The sequence below is a fragment of the Pseudomonas sp. FeS53a genome (assembly GCF_000931385.1).
Lineage (GTDB): Bacteria > Pseudomonadota > Gammaproteobacteria > Pseudomonadales > Pseudomonadaceae > Metapseudomonas > Metapseudomonas otitidis.
Window position 1 is genome coordinate 36,838 of record NZ_JYFT01000011.1, and the last position, 17,697, is coordinate 54,534.

Below are 17,697 nucleotides of genomic sequence, written 5' to 3' on the forward strand. Positions count from 1 at the left end.
CCACGACCGTGAACAGCCAATACCGCAAGCGCTTGCCCGGCACCGCGCTGGATTACTTCGATGCCTGCGAGGCGGTCGAGGCGATCCAGGCCGGCGCCTGGGACAAGCTCCCCTACACCTCCCGCGTGCTGGCCGAGCAGCTGGTGCGACGCTGCGAGCCCGCCGACCTGACCGCATCGCTGGAGCAGCTGGTCTACCGCAAGCGCGACCTGGATTTCCCCTGGTACCCGGCGCGGGTGGTCTGCCACGACATCCTCGGGCAGACCGCGCTGGTGGACCTGGCCGGCCTGCGTGATGCCATCGCCGAGCAGGGCGGGGACCCGTCCAAGGTCAACCCGGTGGTGCCGACCCAGTTGATCGTCGACCACTCCCTGGCCGTCGAGGCCCCGGGCTTCGACCCGGACGCCTTCGAGAAGAACCGCGCCATCGAGGACCGTCGCAACGAGGACCGCTTCCACTTCATCGAGTGGACCAAGACCGCGTTCAAGAACGTCGACGTGATCCCTGCCGGGAACGGGATCATGCACCAGATCAACCTGGAGAAGATGAGCCCGGTGATCCAGGCGCGCGGCGGCATCGCCTTCCCCGACACCTGCGTCGGCACCGACTCGCATACGCCGCACGTGGATGCCCTGGGCGTGATCGCCATCGGTGTCGGCGGCCTGGAAGCCGAGACCGTGATGCTCGGCCACCCGTCGATGATGCGCCTGCCCGACATCGTCGGTGTCGAGCTGACCGGCAAGCGTCAGCCCGGCATCACCGCCACCGACATCGTCCTGGCCTTGACCGAGTTCCTGCGCAAGGAGCGTGTGGTGGGGGCCTACGTCGAGTTCTTCGGCGAGGGGGCGGACAGCCTGTCCATCGGCGACCGCGCGACCATCTCCAACATGTGCCCGGAATACGGCGCCACCGCCGCGATGTTCTACATCGACGAGCAGACCATCGACTACCTCAAGCTCACCGGGCGCGAGCCCGAGCAGGTGGCGCTGGTGGAAAACTACGCCAAGACCCTGGGGCTGTGGGGCAGTGCACTGAAGACCGCCGAGTACGAGCGCGTGCTGAGCTTCGACCTGGGCAGCGTGGTGCGCAACATGGCCGGCCCGTCCAACCCGCACCGTCGCCTGCCCACCTCGGCGCTGGCCGAGCGCGGCATCGCCGACGAGGCCAAGCTGCAGGCCGGTCGTGACGAAGAGGCGAAGGGCCTGATGCCCGATGGCGCGGTGATCATCGCCGCCATCACCAGTTGCACCAACACCTCCAACCCGCGCAACGTGATCGCTGCCGGCCTGGTGGCGAAGAAGGCCAATGCCCTTGGCCTGGTGCGCAAGCCCTGGGTGAAGACCTCCTTCGCGCCGGGCTCCAAGGTCGCCAGGCTGTACCTGGAGGAAGCCGGGCTGCTGCCGGAGCTGGAGAAGCTCGGCTTCGGCATCGTCGCCTACGCCTGCACCACCTGTAACGGCATGTCCGGCGCGCTGGACCCGGTGATCCAGAAGGAGATCATCGACCGCGACCTGTACGCCACCGCCGTGCTCTCGGGCAACCGCAACTTCGACGGGCGCATCCACCCCTACGCCAAGCAGGCCTTCCTCGCCTCGCCGCCGCTGGTGGTGGCCTATGCCATCGCCGGCACCGTGCGCTTCGACATCGAGCAGGACCCGCTGGGCACCGATGCCCAGGGCAACCCCGTCACGCTGAAGGACCTGTGGCCGAGCGATGAGGAGATCGACGCCATCGTCGCCGCCTCGGTGAAGCCCGAGCAGTTCAAGCAGATCTACATCCCGATGTTCGACCTGGGCAGCGTGCAGGAGGCGGAAAGCCCGCTGTACGACTGGCGCCCGATGTCCACCTACATCCGCCGTCCCCCGTACTGGGAAGGCGCGCTGGCCGGCGAGCGCACGCTCAAGGGCATGCGGCCGCTGGCGATCCTGCCGGACAACATCACCACCGACCACCTGTCGCCGTCCAACGCCATCCTGGCGGACTCGGCCGCCGGCGAGTACCTGGCGAAAATGGGCCTGCCGGAGGAGGACTTCAACTCCTACGCCACCCACCGTGGCGACCACCTGACGGCCCAGCGCGCCACCTTCGCCAACCCGCAGTTGGTCAACGAGATGGCCGTGGTCGACGGGCAGGTGAAGAAGGGCTCGCTGGCCCGCGTGGAGCCGGAGGGCCAGGTGATGCGCATGTGGGAAGCCATCGAGACCTACATGAACCGCAAGCAGAACCTGATCATCGTCGCCGGTGCCGACTACGGGCAGGGCTCGTCCCGCGACTGGGCGGCCAAGGGCGTGCGCCTGGCGGGTGTGGAAGTGATCGTGGCCGAGGGCTTCGAGCGCATCCACCGCACCAATCTGGTGGGCATGGGCGTGCTGCCGGTGGAGTTCAAGCCGGGCACCACGCGCCTGACCCTGGGCCTGGACGGCACCGAGACCTACGACGTCGAAGGCGACATTTCGCCGCGCTGCGACCTGACCCTGGTGGTCAATCGCCGTAACGGCGAGGTGGTGCGGGTGCCGGTGACCTGCCGCCTGGACACCGCTGCCGACGTCAGCGTGTACAAGGCCGGTGGCGTGCTGCAGCGCTTCGCCAAGGACTTCCTCAAGGGCGAGGTCGCCTGACTGCGCAGGGTGGAGGGCGCTTTTTCCCTCCACCCTACGGCTCATTGAAGGCTTAGCCCGGATGACATCCGGGCCATTTTCAGGACTGCACTCATGGCTCATCTGCCGCAAGTGAAAATCCCCGCCACCTACATCCGTGGCGGCACCAGCAAGGGTGTGTTCTTCCGCCTGCAGGACCTGCCCGAGGCCTGCCAGGTGCCGGGCGAGGCCCGTGACCGGCTGTTCATGCGGGTGATCGGCAGCCCCGATCCCTACGCCGCGCACATCGACGGCATGGGTGGGGCGACCTCCAGCACCAGCAAGTGCGTGATCCTGTCGAAGAGCAGCCAGCCTGGGCACGATGTCGACTACCTCTACGGGCAGGTCTCCATCGACAAGGCCTTCGTCGACTGGAGCGGCAACTGCGGCAATTTGTCCACCGCGGCGGGCGCCTTCGCCATTCATGCCGGGCTGGTGGACCCGTCACGCATTCCGGCCAACGGCACCTGCGTGGTGCGCATCTGGCAGGCCAACATCCAGAAAACCATCATCGCCCACGTGCCGGTCACCGATGGCCAGGTGCAGGAAACCGGCGATTTCGAGCTGGACGGGGTGACCTTCCCGGCGGCGGAGATCGTGCTGGAATTCCTCGATCCGTCGGATGACGGGGAGGAGGGCGGTTCCATGTTCCCCACCGGCAACCTGGTGGATGAGCTGGACGTGCCGGACGTCGGCACCTTCAAGGCGACCCTGATCACCGCCGGCATTCCCACGGTGTTCGTCAACGCCGAGGACATCGGCTACACCGGCACCGAGCTGCGCGAGGCCATCAACGGCGACCCCGAGGCGCTGGTGCGCTTCGAGAAGATCCGCGTCGCCGGCGCACTGCGCATGGGGCTGATCAAGTCCCCCGAAGAGGCGCTGACCCGCCAGCACACGCCGAAGGTGGCGTTCGTTGCCCCGCCCAGGGACTACCAGGCCTCCAGCGGCAAGACGGTGAAGGCCGACGAGATCGACCTGCTGGTGCGGGCGCTGTCTATGGGCAAGTTGCATCACGCGATGATGGGCACGGCGGCGGTCGCCATCGGCACTGCGGCGGCCATCCCCGGCACCCTGGTGAACCTGGCGGCCGGTGGTGGCGAGCGCACGGCGGTGCGTTTCGGACACCCTTCGGGCACCCTGCGCGTGGGCGCCGAAGCCCGGCAGGTGGACGGCCAGTGGCAGGTGACCAAGGCGATCATGAGCCGCAGCGCGCGGATATTGATGGAAGGCTGGGTACGGGTGCCGGGCGACAGTTTCTGAGTCGCTCAGTGCTGGCTGGTACCCAGCAACAGGCCGCCGGCGCCGACAAAGAAGGCGCCGGTGGTGCGGTTGAGGTTGCGCACGCCGCGGGCGCTACGAATCAGGCGGCGAATCTGCAGGCCGAACAGTGCATAGAGCAGCGAAGCCGCATATTCGGCCAGCAGATAGGTCGTGCCCAGGTAGAGAAACTGTTCGGCGGCCGGCTGATCGGGGCGGATGAATTGCGGGAAGATCGCTGCGAACAGCAGGATGGCCTTGGGGTTGCTGATGCCGATGAGAAACTCCTGGCGCATCGCCAGCCACAAGGTGCGTCTTGATTGCGTCGGGCTTTGCTGTTCGTCCAGGGCGAAGGCGCGGCTACGCCAGGCGCTGACGCCCAGGTAGAGCAGGTAGGCAGCGCCGACCCACTTGACCGCGCTGAACAGCTGTTCGGAGGCCATCAGCATGGCGCCGAGGCCGACCGCCGAAATGAGCAGGAAGAAGGCGAACGCAATCACTCGCCCGGTGGTGGCCAGTACGGCGGTCGCCATGCCGTGGCGGATGCCGTTGTTCATCGCGCAGAAGTTGTTGGGGCCCGGCGTGATCGCGATCAGCAGCGCGATCGGGGCGAACAGCAGGGCATCGTTGAGGGTCATGACGGGCTCGTGACAGATTATTTGAGACGGCGCTCAACGCCTTTTTCCACCAGGATCTTGGCGGAAATCTCTTCCACCGAGAAATGGGTGGAGTTGATGTAGGCGATGTTTTCCCGGCGGAACAGGTTTTCCACCTCGCGCACCTCGAACTCGCACTGGGCGAAGCTTGCGTAGCGGCTGTTGGGCTTGCGCTCGTTGCGGATGGCGGTGAGGCGGTCGGGGTCGATGGTCAGGCCGAACAGCTTGTGCTTATAGGGGCGCAGGGCATTGGGCAGCTGCAGGCGCTCCATGTCCTCTTCGGTCAGCGGGTAGTTGGCCGCGCGGATGCCGTACTGCATCGCCATGTACAGGCAGGTGGGCGTTTTGCCGCAGCGCGACACGCCGACCAGGATCAGGTCCGCCTTGTCGTAGTAGTGGGTGCGGGCACCGTCGTCGTTGTCCAGCGCGAAGTTCACCGCCTCGATGCGCTCCATGTAGTTGGAGTTGTGGGCGATGGAGTGGGACTTGCCCACGGAGTACGAGGAATGGGAGGTGAGCTCCTGTTCCAGCGGCGCGAGGAAGGTCGAGAAGATGTCGATCATGAAGCCGTTGGAGGTCGCGAGAATTTCCCGGATCTCCTTGTTCACAATGGTGTCGAAGATAATCGGTCGCGCCCCGTCTGCCTCGGCAGCCTTGTTGATTTGCTGTACCATGGCGCGCGCTTTTTCCACGCTGTCGATGTAGGGCCGCGTGAGCTTTGCGAACGTGATGGTTTCGAACTGCGCCAGCAGGCTCTGTCCGAGGGTTTCAGCGGTAATGCCGGTACCGTCGGAGATGAAAAAAGCGGTTCGTTTCATGCGCCAAAGGCCTTAAGTCGGGAACGATTCTTGGCTATCATAGGTCCGTTTTGCTGGCCTGAAGCCGGCCTGCATTGTGACTCATTTTTCCGGCACCATGCCAGAACGCGGCGGAACCGCTCCGCCCAGCTATTCCAACAGATAGTGGAGAGATCACCTTGGTAGAGTACGTAGTTTCCCTCGATAAGCTCGGCGTCCACGATGTTGAGCATGTGGGGGGCAAGAACGCATCCCTGGGCGAGATGATCAGCAATCTGGCGGGCGCTGGGGTTTCCGTTCCCGGTGGTTTCGCCACGACTGCCCAGGCCTACCGTGACTTCCTCGAGCAGAGCGGCCTGAACGATCGCATCCACGATGCGCTGGACAAGCTCGACGTGGACGACGTCAACGCGCTGGCCAAGACCGGTGCCGAGATTCGCCAGTGGGTCATGGATGCCGAGTTCCCGGCGCGCCTGGACGCCGAAATCCGTGCGGCGTTCGCGGAAATGGCCGCTGGCAACGAGAACATGGCCGTCGCCGTGCGCTCCTCCGCCACCGCCGAAGACCTGCCGGACGCCTCCTTTGCCGGCCAGCAGGAGACCTTCCTCAACATCCGTGGCGTGGACAACGTGATCCGTGCCGCCAAGGAAGTCTTCGCCTCCCTCTTCAATGACCGTGCCATCGCCTACCGCGTGCACCAGGGCTTCGACCACAAGCTGGTCGCCCTGTCCGCCGGTGTGCAGCGCATGGTGCGTTCGGAAACCGGCACTGCCGGGGTGATGTTCACCCTGGACACCGAGTCCGGCTTCCGTGACGTGGTGTTCATCACCGGCGCCTACGGTCTCGGCGAGACCGTGGTGCAGGGCGCGGTGAACCCCGACGAGTTCTACGTGCACAAGCACACCCTGGAAGCCGGCCGCCCCGCGATCCTGCGTCGCAACCTGGGCAGCAAGGCGATCAAGATGGTCTACGGCGACGAAGCCAAGGCCGGCAAGTCGGTGAAGACCGTCGACGTGGACCGCGCCGACCGTGCCCGCTTCTGCATCACCGATGCCGAAGTCACCGAGCTGGCCAAGCAGGCCATGATCATCGAGAAGCACTACGGCCGTCCGATGGACATCGAATGGGCCAAGGACGGTGACGACGGCAAGCTGTACATCGTGCAGGCCCGCCCCGAGACCGTTAAGAGCCGTGCCAGCGCCACCGTGATGGAGCGCTACCTGCTGAAGGAGAAGGGCACCGTCCTGGTGGAAGGCCGCGCCATCGGCCAGCGCATCGGCGCCGGCCCGGTGAAGGTGATCCACGACGTTTCCGAGATGGACAAGGTCCAGCCGGGCGACGTGCTGGTCTCCGACATGACCGACCCGGACTGGGAGCCGGTGATGAAGCGCGCCAGCGCCATCGTCACCAACCGTGGCGGCCGTACCTGCCACGCCGCGATCATCGCCCGTGAGCTGGGCATCCCGGCTGTCGTGGGCTGCGGCAACGCCACCCAGGTGCTCAAGGATGGCCAGGGCGTGACCGTTTCCTGCGCCGAGGGCGACACTGGCTTCATCTTCGAAGGCCAGCTGGGCTTCGACGTGCGCAAGAACTCCGTCGATGCCATGCCGGAGCTGCCGTTCAAGATCATGATGAACGTCGGCAACCCCGACCGCGCCTTCGACTTCGCGCAGTTGCCGAACGAGGGCGTGGGCCTGGCCCGCCTGGAGTTCATCATCAACCGCATGATCGGCGTGCACCCCAAGGCGCTGCTGAACTTCGCCGGCCTGCCGCCGGAGATCAAGGAAAGCGTCGAGAAGCGCATCGCCGGCTACGACGATCCGGTCGGCTTCTACGTCGAGAAACTGGTCGAAGGCATCAGCACCCTGGCTGCGGCCTTCTGGCCGAAGAAGGTCATCGTCCGCCTGTCGGACTTCAAGTCCAACGAATACGCCAACCTGATCGGCGGCAAGCTGTACGAGCCCGAGGAAGAGAACCCCATGCTGGGCTTCCGTGGCGCCTCCCGCTACATCAGCGAGTCGTTCCGTGATTGCTTCGAGCTGGAATGCCGCGCGCTGAAGAAGGTGCGCAACGAGATGGGCCTGACCAACGTCGAGATCATGGTGCCCTTCGTCCGTACCCTGGGCGAGGCGAGCCAGGTGATCGACCTGCTGGCCCACTACGGCCTCAAGCGCGGTGAGAACGGCCTGCGCATCATCATGATGTGCGAACTGCCGTCCAATGCCCTGCTGGCCGAGGAGTTCCTGGAGTTCTTCGATGGCTTCTCCATCGGCTCCAACGACATGACCCAGCTGACCCTGGGCCTGGACCGCGATTCCGGCATCATTGCCCACCTGTTCGACGAACGTAACCCGGCGGTGAAGAAGCTCCTGTCCAACGCCATCGCCGCGTGCAACAAGGCGGGCAAGTACATCGGCATCTGTGGTCAGGGCCCGTCGGACCACCCGGACCTGGCCAAGTGGCTGATGGAGCAGGGCATCGAGAGCGTCTCCCTCAACCCCGACTCCGTGCTCGACACCTGGTTCTTCCTGGCCGAAGGCCAAGCCTGATCCCGAACGGCAACCGGAAAGAGGGCGGGTCATCACCCGCCCTTTTTCGTGCAAGTAGTTTTCATGCAAAGCAGCAGTCTTCTTTTTCCGGTGGCCCTGGTAGGCGCCGAACTCCGTGGGGACCTCACGGAAGATCTCTATCGCCTCAAGCCCGGCAACAGCCCTGATCCCAGCGTCGAGCTGGTGGTCACGCGCCTGGGCCTGTACGGGCGTGAAGGGCAGCGCGGAGCCCCCGTGGTGCTGGTGCACGGCAGCTTCTCCAATCGTCGCTTCTGGTATTCACCGCGTGGCCTGGGTCTTGGGCCTTTCCTGGCCAGGGCGGGTTTCGATGTGTGGATCGTCGAGATGCGCGGCCACGGTCTTTCCCCTCGCAACCAGGCCTACCGACACAACCGGGTGGCCGACTACGCTCGCTACGACTTGCCGGCCATTGGCGCCTTCGTGCGCGAGCAGTCCGGATCGCCCGCCCATTGGGTGGGCCATTCCCTGGGCGGAGTGACCCTGGCTGCTGCGCTGGGAGGTGGCTACCTCGACGAGGAGACTGCGGCGTCCGCTGCCCTGTTCGGCAGCCAGATCAGCCGGGTCTACTGGCCCCTCAAGGTTCCGCCGGTGGAGTGGCTGGGGCGTTTCCTGCTCAAGCGCTTCGAGGTGCTCTCCGGTTCCGGTCTCAAGCGCGGGCCCGAGGATGAGCCCATCGGCGTCGGGCTGGAGAATCTCCGCTGGCACGGCCTGTTCGGCCGCTTCGGTGATGCCGAGCGGGATTGGTGGAAGGGGCTGGCGGATGTCCGCATCCCGGTGCTGGCCGTGGGCTCGGCCGGGGACCACCAGGACCCGGCGTGGGCCTGCCGGAAGCTGCTCGACCAGTTTGGCAGCGAGGTCCGTGAGTTCCTTTGCCTGTCCCGCGAGGCCGGCTTCGCCGAGGACTACGGCCATGTGGAGATGCTGGTGAGCAAGTCGGCGCAGCAGGAGGTCTGGCCGCTCGTCGAGCACTGGCTCTTGCATCGCAGCCTGCCAGCGCTGCCAGGTCAGGCTGTGCCCGCCTGAGCGTGGAATTTCTTCGGCTATATGAAACCGATTGCAATTGATTGTCGCTGAACCGCTGGCCAACGCCCCGGAAAGACGCCGTAACGGCGGTGCTGCGCCCTTGCGCGGCGCTCGCCTCGTCGGTAGGGTGCTGCGCTGTTCCCGCCACGGGATCGCCTTCGACCTGGAATGCGCTGGTGCATGCGCTGCGCACCGCTTTCCGCTGCCAGGACGGTGAACGTGACGGCCCCGATCTCTAGACCCGCAAGGAGCCACGCCATGCAATACGTCACCCCTGATCTGTGCGATGCCTACCCTGACCTGGTACAGGTCGTCGAGCCGATGTTCAGCAACTTCGGCGGTCGCGATTCCTTCGGCGGCGAAATCGTCACCATCAAGTGCTTCGAGGACAACTCGGTGGTCAAGGAGCAGGTCGACCAGCCCGGCCAGGGCAAGGTCCTGGTAGTGGACGGTGGTGGCTCCCTGCGCCGCGCGCTGCTGGGCGACATGCTCGCCGAGAAGGCCGCGAAGAATGGCTGGGAAGGCATCGTGGTGTACGGCTGCATCCGTGATGTAGACGTGATCGCCCAGACCGACCTGGGTGTCCAGGCGCTGGCCAGCCACCCGATGAAGACCGACAAGCGCGGCGTCGGCGACCTGAATGTGGCGGTCACCTTTGGTGGCGTGACCTTCCGCCCGGGGCAGTACCTGTATGCCGACAACAACGGCATCATCGTGTCCCCCGAACCGCTGAAGATGCCCGAGTAACCGGGCAGGTGGCGCGAGGATGACAGGTGAGCAGAACCCCGGCGCGGGCCTGGTCCATGCATTCGTGCTCGACGGGCAGGGTGGCGCACGCGCCATCAGTCGCGCCGAGCTGGATGGGCTCCAGCTCGGCGCGCATGAAAGCCTCTGGCTGCACTGGGACCGGGGGCATCCCCTGGCCCGCCTGTGGCTGCGCGAGCGCAGTGGGCTGGGGGAGTTCGCCTGTGACCTGTTGCTGGAAGAGAGCACCCGTCCGCGCCTGGTAACCCTGCCGGATGAGCAATTGCTGCTGTTCCTTCGCGGAGTCAACCTCAATCCTGGAGCCCAGCCGGAAGACATGGTGGCGGTGCGCATCTTTGCCGATGCGCGTCGCGTGATTTCCCTGCGCTTGCGTCCCCTCCACGCCACCGATGAGCTGATCCAGCAGTGGCGCGCCGGTACCGGGCCGCGCAGTGCATCCGAGGTGTTGCTCTACCTTGCCGAGCACCTGACCAGCAAGGTGGATGCGCTGATCGCCCACCTGGGGGATGCGGTCGATGAGCAGGAGGAGCAGCTCGACGCCAACGAGCGCTACAACCCCGATCATGACCTGATGCTGCAGATCCGCCGGCGGGCGGCGGCCTTGCGCCGCTTCCTCTCCCCGCAGCGGGACATCTATGGCCAGCTGGTGCGCAATCGCCTCGGCTGGTTCGCGTCCGACGATGCGGACTACTGGAACGAGCTGAACAACCGCCTGACCCGCTACCTCGAAGAGCTGGAGATGATCCGCGAACGGGTCGCCCTGGTGCTGGAGTCCGAGAACCGCCGGATGAGCGAGCGGATGACGCGCACCATGTACCTGCTGGGCATCATCACCGGCTTCTTCCTGCCCATGAGCTTCATCACCGGGCTCCTGGGCATCAACGTGGGTGGGCTGCCGGGCGCCGACGCGTCCTACGGCTTCCCCATCGTGTGCCTGCTCCTCCTCGGGGTGGCCGCCTTCCAGTGGTGGCTCTTCCGTCGGCTGCGCTGGCTTTGAATGTGACCCATCCCCAGCCTGCCGCGTCTAGCCGACATACCCACGAGAGGTGCGAATGCACGATCCCTTCGAAGAATCCCTGCGGGACATGCTCCGCAACGCGCCGTCCGACCATGACGACAGCGCGGCGCTCGGTCGCGTCCTCAAGACCGCGAACCGGCAAGTTGGCGTGGGCGACCTCTTCTGCCTGCTCGGCCACTGGGCCGAAGCCCTGATGATCGCCCTGAACAACGGCTCGGCGCATGTGGCGCCCGTATCTCGCCGCCCCTCCTCGAAACGCTCTGCTGACAAGGCTGAATGAAGATGGAATTCGACCCCTGGACCCAAGGTATCGTTAACGCCATGACCACGGTGTGGACACCGGTCGCCGGCTTCATTCCGCGCTTCTTCGGCGCGCTGGTGGTGGTTCTGGTTGGCTTCGTCGTCGCCAAGCTGCTGGATACCCTGCTCTCCAAGCTACTGGCCAAGCTGGGATTGGATCGCCTGATGGCCGGGACCGGCCTGACCAAGATGCTCGGCCGCGTCGGCATCCAGGTGCCGGTTTCGTCGCTGATCGGCAAGATCGTCTACTGGTTCGTCCTGCTCATCTTCCTGGTGTCCGCTGCCGAGTCCCTGGGCCTTGATCGCGTCTCGGCGACCCTGGACATGCTCGCGCTCTACCTGCCCAAGGTGCTGGGCGCTGCCCTGGTGCTGCTGGCCGGCGTGCTGCTGGCGCAACTGCTCAGCGGGATCGTCCGTGGCGCGGCGGAAGGCGTGGGCCTGGACTACGCCCATGGCCTGGGGCGCATCGCCCAAGGCCTGGTCATCCTCATCAGCATCTCCGTGGCCATCGGCCAGCTGGAGGTCAAGACCGACCTGCTGAACAACGTCATCGCCATCGCGTTGATCTCCATTGGCCTGGCGGCCGCTCTGGCCCTGGGTCTCGGCAGCCGTGACATCGCCGCGCAGATCATCGCCGGGATTTATGTGCGCGAGCTCTACCAGGTCGGCCAGGAGGTCAAGGTCGGGGACATCGAAGGGCAGATCGAGGAGATCGGCACCGTGAAGACCATCCTGCTCACCGATGAGGGGGATCTGGTATCGGTGGCCAACCGGACGCTTCTCGACCAGCGGGTAACGAGCCGCTAACACGAAGCGCCATCCCTGCTAATATTGGCCGCCGGATCAGCGCCCACGCACTCCGGCGGCTCCCGATCATTGCCGGCCCGACCTGTTTTGAACAAACCCCAATCGCTGTCCCTGCGCTATGACCCTCACGAACTCTCCGACGAAGAGCTGGTGGAGCGTGCGCATGTCGAGCTGTTCCATGTCACTCGCGCCTACGAGGAGCTGATGCGCCGCTACCAGCGGACCCTCTTCAATGTGTGCGCGAGATATTTGGGGAACGAACGAGACGCTGACGATGTCTGTCAGGAGGTGATGCTCAAAGTGCTATATGGCCTCAAGAACTTCGAGGGTAAATCCAAGTTCAAGACCTGGCTCTACAGCATCACGTACAACGAATGCATTACCCAGTACCGCAAAGAGCGACGCAAGCGTCGCTTGCTCGATGCCCTGAGTCTCGATCCGCTCGAGGAGGCCTCCGATGAGAAGGCCCCGAAGATCGAGGAGCGTGGCGGGCTCGAGCGCTGGCTGGTGCATGTGAACCCGATCGATCGTGAAATCCTCGTATTGCGTTTTGTTGCGGAACTGGAGTTCCAGGAAATCGCCGACATCATGCATATGGGCCTGAGCGCGACCAAGATGAGGTACAAGCGCGCTCTGGATCGCTTGCGCGAAAAATTTTCAGGATCGGCCGAAACTTAGTTGGGCAAAATCAATCTCTAAGAGCAGCGAGTTCTGGTAAACTTGCGGACCAAGTTGTCCATTGAGATTGTTCGACAACTTACTGACAACCAAGATGGGGATTTACGGATGAAACTGAAAAACACCTTAGGCGTAGCCGTTGGCTCTCTCGTTGCCGCATTTTCTCTGAACGCGCTGGCGCAAGGCCAAGGCGCTGTCGAGGTGGAGGCTTTCGGCAAGCGCTACTTCACCGATAGCTCGCGTGATCTGTCCAACGGCAACCTGCTGGGCGGCTCGGTTGGTTACTACCTGACCGACGACGTCGAACTGGCTCTGTCCTACGGCGAGTTTCACGACATTCGTTCGGAAAACGACACTGGTAACAAGAACATCAAAGGCAACCAGGCTGGTCTGGATGCGATCTACCACTTCGGCACTCCCGGTGTAGGTCTGCGCCCGTACGTGTCCGCTGGTCTCGCCCACCAGAACATCAGCAACGTTCCGGCTCGTACCGGTCGTGACCACAGCACCTTCGCCAACATCGGCACCGGCGTGAAGTACTACTTCACCGAGAACTTCTACGCCAAGGCTGGTCTGGACGGCATGTACAACATCGACGCCAACGAAGCCGAATGGGCTGCCGGCGTAGGTGTTGGCGTGAACTTCGGTGGTGGCTCCAAGCCTGCTGCACAGCCGGCTCCGGCTCCGGTTGCCGAAGTCTGCTCCGACAGCGACAACGATGGCGTCTGCGACAACGTCGACAAGTGCCCGAACACCCCGGCCAACGTCACCGTTGACGCCGATGGCTGCCCGGCCGTTGCCGAAGTGGTCCGTGTTGAGCTGGACGTGAAGTTCGACTTCGACAAGTCCAAGGTCAAGGAAGAAAGCTACGGCGACATCAAGAACCTGGCTGACTTCATGAAGCAGTACCCGGCCACCACCACCACCGTTGAAGGCCACACCGACTCCGTTGGTACCGACGCCTACAACCAGAAGCTGTCCGAGCGCCGTGCCAACGCCGTTCGTGAAGTGCTGGTCAACCAGTACGGTGTAGGTGCTGACCGCGTCAACGCCGTTGGTTATGGTGAGTCCCGCCCGGTTGCCGACAACGCCACCGAAGCTGGCCGCGCTGTTAACCGTCGCGTAGAAGCTGAAGTAGAAGCCCAAGCCAAGTAATTGGTCTGAGCTTCAGGAAAACCCGGCCTAGGCCGGGTTTTTCTTTGCCTGGGGAAAACTGCGCCAAATAAAAAAGGCGTTCCGCCTGGGCAGAACGCCTTCACGCAAGCTGCCCCTCTTGAGGCAAGTGCCACCTCGGAGGATGGGCGCTTCTTGTAGATTGTATGGAGCTTTAAGCACGCTCCGTGCCAGCTCGCGTATCAGCACGCCCTGCGGGCTTTTGAGAGGCCAGTGCTTCCCAGGTGGGCATGTTGTTGCACTTGAAAGGTGCGCAGTGATCTGAAAGGGTGCGTCGTCAGTCCAGCCAGTTGGCCTGCGGAAAGGTTGCGCGGAAGGACTCCGGCATTTCCACCACCCGTGAGTGCGCGTAGTCGAAGAAGACGAAGCCGGACTTGGCCATAGCCACCAGTTTTCCATCGGCGGGGCGGGTGATGCGGAAGATGATGTCGCCGCCGTAGCGGTTGAAGTCCATCACCCCCACCTCGAAGCACAGCTGGTCCCGCGCGTGGGCTTCGGCTCGGTAGGTGGTGGCGAGGTCGGTGACGATGATGCCGACGCGGTCGGCGCCCGTCTCGGTGATCCCGTAGTCGTACAGGAAGCGGGCGCGGGCCTCGGAAATCATCGAGATCATCGAGTCGTTGCCCAGGTGGTTCGCGCCGTTGATGTCGGTGACGCGTACGGTGAGGTGGGTGGAGTAGCAGAACTGGTCGTCTGGAAAGCTCAGCGTCAGGCGGGCCATCGTTGAAATCTCAGGGATAGGGCAGGCGCGGATTCTACCTGCCCCTGGCTTGGGCCCGCCTGGTCATTCGCCAGGTGAATGACTCAGCGATGCAGGCTGTTCAGCCAGTGGAACGTGACCCGGCCGCCTTCGTTGCTCGGGCCGTAGTTGTCCTGGATGTAGGCACCGGCCTTGAAGTACAGCTGCTGCTTGCTCCAGTAGCCGCTCAGTTGTCGGTACAGTCCGCCGTCATCGCCTTTGCTGCTGACCGTGATGCCCAGGCGCCCCGTCGGTGTAAGCCGCAGGTCGTAGCCGAAGCGTTCGCCGAGATCGACATGTTCGGCCAGGACGATGTTCTCCACCTCCGCATCACCGGGTCGCTTGCGCAGCAGGGCCTCGATCCGGCCATTCCCGTCCTTGAAGTGGTACTGCAGCTTCAGCAGTGGATCGTTCTCGCTGCCGGCTTCGTCCTTGCTGTGGATCTGCCCGATGACCACCTTGTTGCGGCTGGGGACCTGTTGCACGGTCAGGACGGCGCTGAGGTAGTTGTCTGCGCTTGCGTAATACCAGTAGCTCAGCGTGCCATCTGCCTGGGTTTCCCTCAGTTCGCTGCGCGGATACCGGGCGTCTTCGCTACGGCTCCCGGTCACGGGCACCCAGAAGGTGACGCTGCCGTCCCTGTTGCGTCGGAAGTACTGGCTCTCATAGCCATTGTTCAGGCGCTGGGTGCTGATTTCGGTGGCGGAGGTGTGGGTGGGAATGTCCAGTTGCCAGGTGCTGAGATCGATCACACGCGGTCCTTAATGCGGGATGGGAACCCCAGATCGGACCGGCGTGACGCCTGAAGTTCAGCAAGGTTCAGGTTTTGCGACGAACTGCGGCTGCTCAGAGGCGCAGCACGCCGAGACTGCGCAGGAAGCGCTCGACATCCCGGGTGTAGCCGTTGTCCTGGCCGAGCTCGTGGTTGATCTGCCGGTGCGACATGTCCACCCCCATCACCTCGACGCGCTTGCCCAGGCTGCGGCCCTTGGTGGCGAAACCGCGCGCTTGCGGGCAGGCGTCGTCGCGCCGGGTGGAGCAGACCGCCAGCAGCGGCGTGCCTGGTTGCTCCAGTCGCAAGGTCGGGGAGGCCGCCTGCCAGGTGGCGGGATCGGTCCCGAACGCCTTGTCGTACAGCTTCATGTGGGGCGCCTGCATGATGCTTTCGACATCGAAGGCCGCGCTGTCCAGGGCAACGGTCCCGATCCAGGGACGCGCGCCTTGCTGGGTGGCGATTTCCGGCGCGGCATCCAGCAGGGCGACCAGATGCGCCCCTGCCGAATGCCCCATCAGGACGAAGCGCGACGGGTCCGCCTGCCATCCGCTCGCCAGTTGCTGGGCATGCGCCAGGGCGCGAGCCACGTCGTCGGCCTGGGCCAGGGGCGGGGTGTCGGGCAGCATGCGGTAGTTGGCCGAGACCAGCACCACACCCTGGGGCACCCAGCGCAGTGCCTTGTTCAGGGCGACGCTGCCGTTGTCCTTGTCGCCGGTGACCCATGCTCCGCCGTGGACCATGAAGATCACCGGCGCCGGCCCGCGTCCCGGATTGGCGGGCAGGTAGACATCGAGGCGCTGCCGCTCATCGTTGCCGTAGGCGATATCCCGCAGGACGCGGATTCCCGCCTGCTCCAGCTGGCGGGCTTCCCGGCGGTCCTGCAGCAGGCCGGCACAGGCGGGTTGCAGGGGGAGGGCGAGCAGCAGGGCAAGGCAGCAAAGCAGGCGGGTCATGGACATGGTTGGCTTCCGAAGTGGAGTGTCGTGCACCTGATACGCCGTTCGCCGAACATCCCTGCGTTTTTCCGCGCCCCAACGAAACAGCGCCCCGAAGGGGCGCTGTGTGGCGATCAGGAGGAGGCTTTGCGAGGCTTCGCCTCGATCAACCCATCGGCCCTGAACATCGCCTTGATGCCACGGATGGCCTGGCGGATGCGGTCCTGGTTCTCGATCAGGGCGAAGCGTACGTGGTCGTCACCGTATTCGCCGAAGCCGATGCCGGGGGAGACGCACACCTTGGCCTCGGCCAGCAGCTTCTTGGCGAATTCCAGGGAACCGAGGTGGGCGTAGGGCTCGGGGATCTTCGCCCAGATGTACATCGAGGCCTTGGGGTTCTCGACCATCCAGCCGGCCTCGTGCAGGCCCTTGACCAGCATGTTGCGGCGCTGGCGGTACTGCTCGGCGATGTCGCGCACGCACTGCTGGTCGCCTTCCAGCGCGGCGATGGCAGCCACCTGCAGCGGGGTGAAGGTGCCGTAGTCGTGGTAGCTCTTGATCCGTGCCAGGGCGCTGACCAGCTCCGGGTTGCCGACCATGAAGCCGATGCGCCAGCCGGCCATGTTGTAGCTCTTGGACAGGGTGAAGAACTCCACCGCGATGTCCTTGGCGCCGGGCACCTGCATGATCGACGGGGCCTTCCAGCCGTCGTAGACGATGTCGGCGTAGGCCAGGTCGTGGATCACCAGCACGTCGTACTGCTTGGCCAGGGCCACCACGCGTTCGAAGAAGTCCAGCTCCACGCACTGCGCAGTGGGGTTGGAGGGGAAGCCGATGATCATCATCTTCGGCTTGGGGATGGATTCGCGGATGGCGCGCTCCATCTCGGCGAAGAAGTCCACGCCGGGCACCAGCGGCACCGAGCGCACCTGGGCGCCGGCGATCACCGCGCCGTAGATGTGGATCGGGTAGCTGGGGTTGGGCACCAGCACCGTGTCGCCGTGGTCCAGGGTGGCCAGCATCAGGTGCGCGAGGCCTTCCTTGGAGCCGATGGTGACGATGGCTTCGTTTTCGGGGTCGATCTCCACGTCATAGCGGTCCTTGTACCAGCGCGAGATGGCGCGGCGCAGGCGGGGAATACCGCGGGAGGTGGAGTATCCGTGGGTGTCTTCGCGCTGGGCGACCTGCACCAGCTTCTCGACGATGTGCGGCGGGGTGGCCCCATCGGGGTTGCCCATGGACAGGTCGATGATGTCCTCGCCACGACGGCGCGCGGCCATCTTGAGTTCGGCGGTGATGTTGAAGACGTAGGGGGGGAGACGATCGATACGCGCGAAACGGCGCGGAGAACGGGAGTCAGCCATGCTTTCCTCGGATACGTAAGCGCCCGGAACCGTCCGAGCGACGTCGGCCACATGGGTGGCCTGGCGGCGAAGATAAGCGCAGCGGAGGGGCGTTGTCGAGAAAAAACCGAGGCGCTGCGGGGTGCTTCCCTTCGGGGCGAATGTATGTGCCACAGGGTGTTGCGCATCGCGGATGAATCCGCTCCCGCAGGGCGGATGCCG

At 64.6% G+C, this 17,697-nt stretch carries 16 protein-coding genes; 10 read left to right on the top strand and 6 right to left on the bottom strand.

What is annotated here, in order from left to right; translation table 11 throughout:
• Window positions 1-8: 8 nt before the first annotated feature.
• Together acnD and prpF are read left to right on the top strand one after the other, a co-directional pair.
• Entirely contained in the window at window positions 9-2,618 is a 2,610-nt protein-coding gene (gene acnD, locus SZ55_RS03855) for a Fe/S-dependent 2-methylisocitrate dehydratase AcnD (RefSeq protein ID WP_162484931.1), read from the top strand.
• A gap of 93 nt (window positions 2,619-2,711) precedes the next feature.
• On the top strand, window positions 2,712-3,899 hold the full coding sequence (prpF, locus tag SZ55_RS03860; RefSeq protein ID WP_044401618.1) for a 2-methylaconitate cis-trans isomerase PrpF: 1,188 nt from the start codon (window positions 2,712-2,714) through the stop codon (window positions 3,897-3,899).
• A gap of 5 nt (window positions 3,900-3,904) precedes the next feature.
• Here the strand turns inward: prpF and SZ55_RS03865 are convergent, their stop codons facing one another.
• Together SZ55_RS03865 and ppsR are read right to left on the bottom strand one after the other, a co-directional pair.
• Window positions 3,905-4,534, bottom strand: a complete 630-nt coding sequence (locus tag SZ55_RS03865; protein WP_044401621.1) for a LysE family translocator — start codon at window positions 4,532-4,534, stop codon at window positions 3,905-3,907.
• Window positions 4,535-4,551: 17 nt separating this feature from the next.
• Window positions 4,552-5,370 (bottom strand): posphoenolpyruvate synthetase regulatory kinase/phosphorylase PpsR, encoded by an 819-nt coding sequence (gene ppsR, locus SZ55_RS03870; protein ID WP_044401624.1) that lies wholly within the window; start codon window positions 5,368-5,370, stop codon window positions 4,552-4,554.
• Window positions 5,371-5,528: 158 nt separating this feature from the next.
• Between ppsR and ppsA the strand changes: the two genes are divergently transcribed.
• The 8 genes from ppsA (at window position 5,529) to SZ55_RS03910 (ending at window position 13,665) form a co-directional block, all read left to right on the top strand.
• Entirely contained in the window at window positions 5,529-7,898 is a 2,370-nt protein-coding gene (gene ppsA, locus SZ55_RS03875; RefSeq protein WP_044401628.1) for a phosphoenolpyruvate synthase, read from the top strand.
• 63 nt (window positions 7,899-7,961) lie between these two features.
• Complete coding sequence (locus SZ55_RS03880; RefSeq protein ID WP_044401631.1) at window positions 7,962-8,942, top strand: alpha/beta fold hydrolase; 981 nt, start codon at window positions 7,962-7,964, stop codon at window positions 8,940-8,942.
• A 258-nt stretch (window positions 8,943-9,200) separates the two neighbouring features.
• Entirely contained in the window at window positions 9,201-9,689 is a 489-nt protein-coding gene (rraA, locus tag SZ55_RS03885) for a ribonuclease E activity regulator RraA (protein ID WP_044401634.1), read from the top strand.
• A 19-nt stretch (window positions 9,690-9,708) separates the two neighbouring features.
• Window positions 9,709-10,704: a zinc transporter ZntB gene (locus SZ55_RS03890; protein ID WP_044401637.1), complete on the top strand. Its 996-nt coding sequence runs from the start codon at window positions 9,709-9,711 to the stop codon at window positions 10,702-10,704.
• Between the two features lie 55 nt (window positions 10,705-10,759).
• A complete protein-coding gene (locus SZ55_RS03895) occupies window positions 10,760-11,005 on the top strand; it encodes a hypothetical protein (protein ID WP_044401640.1) in 246 nt (81 codons plus the stop codon).
• A gap of 2 nt (window positions 11,006-11,007) precedes the next feature.
• Window positions 11,008-11,832 (top strand): mechanosensitive ion channel family protein, encoded by an 825-nt coding sequence (locus SZ55_RS03900; protein ID WP_044401644.1) that lies wholly within the window; start codon window positions 11,008-11,010, stop codon window positions 11,830-11,832.
• 87 nt (window positions 11,833-11,919) lie between these two features.
• Window positions 11,920-12,510, top strand: coding sequence for an RNA polymerase sigma factor SigX (sigX, locus tag SZ55_RS03905; protein ID WP_044401647.1), 591 nt, complete (start codon window positions 11,920-11,922; stop codon window positions 12,508-12,510).
• 108 nt (window positions 12,511-12,618) lie between these two features.
• Window positions 12,619-13,665, top strand: a complete 1,047-nt coding sequence (locus SZ55_RS03910; protein ID WP_044401650.1) for an OmpA family protein — start codon at window positions 12,619-12,621, stop codon at window positions 13,663-13,665.
• A 295-nt stretch (window positions 13,666-13,960) separates the two neighbouring features.
• Here the strand turns inward: SZ55_RS03910 and SZ55_RS03915 are convergent, their stop codons facing one another.
• The 4 genes from SZ55_RS03915 to alaC form a co-directional block, all read right to left on the bottom strand.
• Window positions 13,961-14,404, bottom strand: coding sequence for a thioesterase family protein (locus tag SZ55_RS03915; protein WP_044401653.1), 444 nt, complete (start codon window positions 14,402-14,404; stop codon window positions 13,961-13,963).
• Between the two features lie 83 nt (window positions 14,405-14,487).
• Entirely contained in the window at window positions 14,488-15,174 is a 687-nt protein-coding gene (locus SZ55_RS03920; protein ID WP_044401656.1) for a polysaccharide lyase family 7 protein, read from the bottom strand.
• Window positions 15,175-15,268: 94 nt separating this feature from the next.
• Window positions 15,269-16,156, bottom strand: a complete 888-nt coding sequence (locus SZ55_RS03925) for an alpha/beta hydrolase fold domain-containing protein (RefSeq protein ID WP_044401659.1) — start codon at window positions 16,154-16,156, stop codon at window positions 15,269-15,271.
• A gap of 110 nt (window positions 16,157-16,266) precedes the next feature.
• Complete coding sequence (gene alaC, locus SZ55_RS03930; protein ID WP_044401662.1) at window positions 16,267-17,496, bottom strand: alanine transaminase; 1,230 nt, start codon at window positions 17,494-17,496, stop codon at window positions 16,267-16,269.
• Between the last annotated feature and the right edge of the window lie 201 nt (window positions 17,497-17,697).

What these genes read in the sequence shown, in the direction of transcription:
- prpF (WP_044401618.1), top strand. Translation starts at nt 2,712, where the DNA reads ATGGCTCATCTGCCGCAAGTGAAAATCCCCGCCACCTACATCCGTGGC.
- alaC (WP_044401662.1), bottom strand. Translation starts at nt 17,496, where the DNA reads ATGGCTGACTCCCGTTCTCCGCGCCGTTTCGCGCGTATCGATCGTCTC.
- SZ55_RS03915 (WP_044401653.1), bottom strand. Translation starts at nt 14,404, where the DNA reads ATGGCCCGCCTGACGCTGAGCTTTCCAGACGACCAGTTCTGCTACTCC.
- SZ55_RS03895 (WP_044401640.1), top strand. Translation starts at nt 10,760, where the DNA reads ATGCACGATCCCTTCGAAGAATCCCTGCGGGACATGCTCCGCAACGCG.
- rraA (WP_044401634.1), top strand. Translation starts at nt 9,201, where the DNA reads ATGCAATACGTCACCCCTGATCTGTGCGATGCCTACCCTGACCTGGTA.
- SZ55_RS03925 (WP_044401659.1), bottom strand. Translation starts at nt 16,156, where the DNA reads ATGTCCATGACCCGCCTGCTTTGCTGCCTTGCCCTGCTGCTCGCCCTC.
- SZ55_RS03880 (WP_044401631.1), top strand. Translation starts at nt 7,962, where the DNA reads ATGCAAAGCAGCAGTCTTCTTTTTCCGGTGGCCCTGGTAGGCGCCGAA.
- ppsR (WP_044401624.1), bottom strand. Translation starts at nt 5,370, where the DNA reads ATGAAACGAACCGCTTTTTTCATCTCCGACGGTACCGGCATTACCGCT.
- SZ55_RS03865 (WP_044401621.1), bottom strand. Translation starts at nt 4,534, where the DNA reads ATGACCCTCAACGATGCCCTGCTGTTCGCCCCGATCGCGCTGCTGATC.
- SZ55_RS03890 (WP_044401637.1), top strand. Translation starts at nt 9,709, where the DNA reads ATGACAGGTGAGCAGAACCCCGGCGCGGGCCTGGTCCATGCATTCGTG.
- SZ55_RS03910 (WP_044401650.1), top strand. Translation starts at nt 12,619, where the DNA reads ATGAAACTGAAAAACACCTTAGGCGTAGCCGTTGGCTCTCTCGTTGCC.
- SZ55_RS03900 (WP_044401644.1), top strand. Translation starts at nt 11,008, where the DNA reads ATGGAATTCGACCCCTGGACCCAAGGTATCGTTAACGCCATGACCACG.